Origin of the sequence: uncultured Fretibacterium sp., from assembly GCF_938040765.1 — a bacterium.
Taxonomy (GTDB): Bacteria; Synergistota; Synergistia; order Synergistales; family Aminobacteriaceae; genus CAJPSE01.
In genome coordinates, this window is sequence record NZ_CALIAA010000064.1 from 1 (window position 1) to 4,184 (window position 4,184).

The 4,184-nt window shown below is 63.0% G+C and carries 3 protein-coding genes; 2 read left to right on the forward strand and 1 reads right to left on the reverse strand.

Annotated features, from left to right (window positions below; translation table 11 throughout):
- Window positions 1-138: 138 nt before the first annotated feature.
- A complete protein-coding gene (gene grdC / locus Q0176_RS02445; protein WP_299298923.1) occupies window positions 139-1,677 on the forward strand; it encodes a glycine/sarcosine/betaine reductase complex component C subunit beta in 1,539 nt (512 codons plus the stop codon).
- Between the two features lie 13 nt (window positions 1,678-1,690).
- Entirely contained in the window at window positions 1,691-2,842 is a 1,152-nt protein-coding gene (grdD, locus tag Q0176_RS02450) for a glycine/sarcosine/betaine reductase complex component C subunit alpha (protein ID WP_299298925.1), read from the forward strand.
- 381 nt (window positions 2,843-3,223) lie between these two features.
- On the opposite strand, the gene Q0176_RS02455 is transcribed toward grdD, so the two are convergent.
- On the reverse strand, window positions 3,224-4,184 hold a 961-nt coding region (locus Q0176_RS02455), incomplete at its 5' end, for a hypothetical protein (protein WP_299298927.1).

The window sequence follows — 4,184 nt, forward strand, 5'->3', positions numbered from 1 at the left end:
TGATAACATATGCATTTTTGTTTTAATCGGCGCTTCCTTTGCCTATGTTGGCGGGCGGCCACCTCGATGGAAGGATTGGGGTGCGGACTCTCGCGGCCGGATCGATCGAGTTTCACGTTGTCTTAAGGAGGACTATGGATGTCCACGGTAGGAATCAAGAGCTATGCTTATTGTCTGAACCACGCGCCCGAGACGGGGAGCTTCTACGGCGGCACCCCCTACGAAGCCCGCCACAGCGGCAAGGAGAAGGAGTACGTCGACGCTCTGCCCAAGCATCTCCAGACTTATGAAGAGGCCCTGCACTACGCCCCCAACCAGACCTACATCGGCGGCCTGAGCTACGAGGAGTTCGAGGCGGCCAAGGCCCCCTGGACCGAGAATCGTCTGAGCGATGCGCAGCGCTACGGCAAGTTCGGCGAGATCATGCCGGAGGACGAGTTTCTGGGGCTGATCTCCGCGTGCGACGAGTTCGAGCTCGTCTGGCTGGAGAAGGGCTTTGCGGAGTCCGTCAGCGCCAAGCTGGCGAAGGACCCCGTCATCACGGAGGCGGTCGTCAAGCGCGTGGTGCGGCCCAAGAACATGAAGGACCTGGCCGACATCGAAGCGGAGGTCAAGGACCGCGAGGCCCTGCCCCTGCACTTCGGCGGCAAGGTCGTCGGCTGCATCCGCATGGGGCACCCCACGGACGCCTGCCTGACGGCCCACGTCCTGATGGAGAACCTGGCGGGCAAGGCGTCGGGCGTCCTCGTCCTGCTGCACCTGCTGAAGAACAGCGGCCTGGCCCCGACGGACCTCGACTTCGTCATCGAGTGCTCCGAGGAGGGCGCGGGCGACGTGGGGCAGCGCGCGGGCAACAACTTCGCCAAGGCCATCGCCGAGGTCGCGGGCTGCGTCAACGCCTCCGGGTGCGACGTGCGCGGCTTCTGCGCCGGGCCCGTCAACGCGATGATCGCGGCGGCCTCCCAGGTGGCCTCCGGCGCGCGCAAAAACATCGCCGTCGTCGCAGGCGGGTCCATCCCCAAGCTGTACATGAACAGCCGCGACCACGTGAAGAAGGGCCTCAAGGCCCTCGAGGACTGCGTGGGCAGCTTCGCCGTCCTGCTGGTCCCCGACGACGGCACGAACCCCATCATGCGCCTCGACGTCCTGGGCAAGCACACCGTCGGTGCGGGCGGCGCTCCTCAGGCCGTCACCTCCGCCCTGACCTTCGAGCCCCTTCAGGCCGCGGGACTGACCTTTACGGACGTGGACCGCTTCGCCCCGGAGCTCCAGAACCCCGAGATCACGGCGCCGGCCGGTGCGGGCGACGTGCCCCTGGCCAACATCAAGATGATCGCGGCCCTCGCCGTCATGAAGAAGGCCATCGAGAAGGCCGACATGGAGGCCTTCATCAAGAAGCATGGGACGGTGGGCTACGCCCACACGCAGGGACACATCCCCGCGGGCGTTCCCTTCATCGGTCCCGCCTGCGAGGGCATCCGTGCGGGCAAGATGAAGCGCGTCATGATCATCGGAAAGGGAAGCCTCTTCCTGGCGCGCCTGACCAACCTGGCCGACGGCGCCTCCTTCCTCATCGAGGCCCCGACCGGCGGCGCGTCCGCGGGCGCAGTCAGCAAGGAGGACGTGAAGTCCCTGATCCTGGAGGCGCTCTCCGAAATCGCCGGGAAGCTGAACTGAGGGGGCGGAGCTCATGTCTGACGCAATCAGGAAGGTAGTCGGGTCCGCCCTGGCCGAGATCATCGAATCGGCCAAAAGCGGCGGCCCCAAGGTGAAGGTCGGCCTGATGGCTGCCGGAAGCGAGCTGGGACCAGAGGAGCTGGCCCGCGGGGCGCGGCTGGCGCGGGAGACCTACGGAAACGTCACGCCCGTCATGATAGGTCCGCGCACTCCCGGATTCGAGGAGCTGGAGTGGATCGAGACCCCGGACTGCGAGGCGGACGTTGCCTCGACCCTGGAGGCGGCGCTCAAGGACGGCCGAATCGCCGGCGCCGTGGCCCTGCACTTCCCCTTTCCGCTGGGCGTGACCACCATCGGGCGCGTCATGACGCCCGGCAGGGGCAAGGCGATGATCCTGGCCTCCACCACCGGGACCTCGGCGACGATCCGGGGCGAGGCGATGCTGCGCAACGCGCTCTACGGCATCGCGACGGCGAAGGCCATGGGGATCGAGAACCCGACGGTCGGGATCCTCAACGTGGACACGGCGCAACCCGTGTTCCGGGCGCTCACCCACCTGAAGGAGAAGGGGTATCCCATCACCTTCGGTGCGTCCGTCCGCAAGGACGGCGGCGCGGTGCTGCGCGGCAACGATATCCTGGCCGGGGCGGTGGACGTGTGCGTGACGGACACGCTGTCGGGCAACGTCCTGATGAAGATGTTCTCGTCCTTCACGACGGGCGGGTCCTACGAGGCCACGGGTTGGGGCTACGGCCCCTCCTGCGGCGAGGGCTGGCGGAGCGTCGTCTCCATCATCTCGCGCGCCTCGGGCGCGCCGGTCATCGCGAACGCGCTTGCCTACAACGCATCGGTCATCGCCGGCGGCCTGCCGGACAAGGTGGCCGCCGAGCTGAAGGCCGCCAGGAGGGCGGGGCTGGACGACGAGATCGCGGCCCTGACGCCCAAGGCGGAGGCTGTGGAGGAGGTCAAGGCTCCCCCCGCGGAGCCCACGGACGACGAGCTGCACGGCATCGACGTCCTGGAGATCGAGAACGCGGTGAAGTCGCTCTGGAAGGCCGGCATCTACGCCGAGTCCGCCATGGGCTGCACCGGTCCCGTCATCAAGATGCCGGCGAAGCACGTGGAGAAGGCCAAGGTCATCCTGAAGGAGAACGGATATCTGTAGCAGACGACCAGCTCCCCGCGGGCTTCCCGCCCGCGGGTGCTGTGTCGGTCGCTATCTGTCAAGCGCGATACGGATTTCGCGCTTGACAGGCGCAGACGACCAGCTCTTCAAGACCGTCAGGTCTTGAATGCTGTGTCGAAGCAACCAGGGCCTTGAAACTTCGTTTTGTCAACCACGCTTGACAGGCGCAGATGACCGGTCTTTCAAGACCGTCAGGGCTTGAATGTCGTGTCGAGGCAACCAAGGCCTTGAAACTTCGTTTCGTCAACCGCGCTTGACAGGCGCGGACGACCGGATATCTCAAGGTCGTCACGCTTGGACGATACAACAGCAAGCGCCCCCCAACCGTACGGTTGGGGAGCGCTTTTGCTTAACTCTTAACTAAAGTTTCAAGGGATCCTTCAAATCGAAGGCAAAATAGACTTTCCCGGCTCCATCAAATTTCAGGATCGGATACGTGTCCGTCTTCAGGACGGGCGCGAGATTCAGCCGCACCTCCGTGGTCTCCCCCGGTTTCAGCAGGATGGAACGCACCTCACCATCCCCCACCGTATCGAAGATGTTGGAGGGAATCTTTACATAAAGATAGAAGGACTCCGTGCTGAAGCGGTAGTCCTCGGAGCCCTTGTTGAGGACGGAAACGGTAAGGGAGTAAGTCTCCTTGTCCGCATCATAATGCAGGGATCCCTCGACGAGGGACATTTCTATATCCTTGCGCCGGTCGGAGACCGCGTGTTTCGGAGCCCAATGCTCCGGTTTCTCCGCGATCTTCCCAATATCGTGGACATATCCCTGCGCCAGGTAGTCATCAATGGCCGACTGAACCTTCCCAGCCAGTCGAGCGTAATTTGCGGCCTCCGGCGTATCGGGGTCCACCGAAACGTCCAAGGACTGTTTATCCAGAATCGCAGTCGTCAACCTGTCGGCGAAGGAGTTGAATCTCCCCTTGGTATCCTCGCGGTAATAGACGGAATCTCTCTTGCTCTGCCGATAGTATTTTTTCAAATCCTCCTCTCGAATGGCCTCCCGAGTATCGGCAAAGATTTCGTTATAACGGGCTTCGACGATTTTTTTCCCCTCAAATATCAACTCGAGGCGAGGTGTGATCCCGTCTTCGCCGGGATCTGCGATGCCGATATAATAACGATTGGAAGGTTCTTTCAGCTTTTCGAGCAGCTCCTTGACTCCGGGGATGAACCCGTCCCGTGCGCTGTTCGAGGAACCATAAACCGTATCGAAATCGATGTTAAGGCTGTTCGCCTTCAGAATCTGCCATTCCAGAAAGGTCAGGCCGTTCACCACCGTAACCAGGGTACGGTCGGTCCGGGGTTTCGTCGATTGA

Coding starts and splice junctions, on each gene's coding strand:
- grdC (WP_299298923.1), top strand. CDS start 139: ATGTCCACGGTAGGAATCAAGAGCTATGCTTATTGTCTGAACCACGCG.
- grdD (WP_299298925.1), top strand. CDS start 1,691: ATGTCTGACGCAATCAGGAAGGTAGTCGGGTCCGCCCTGGCCGAGATC.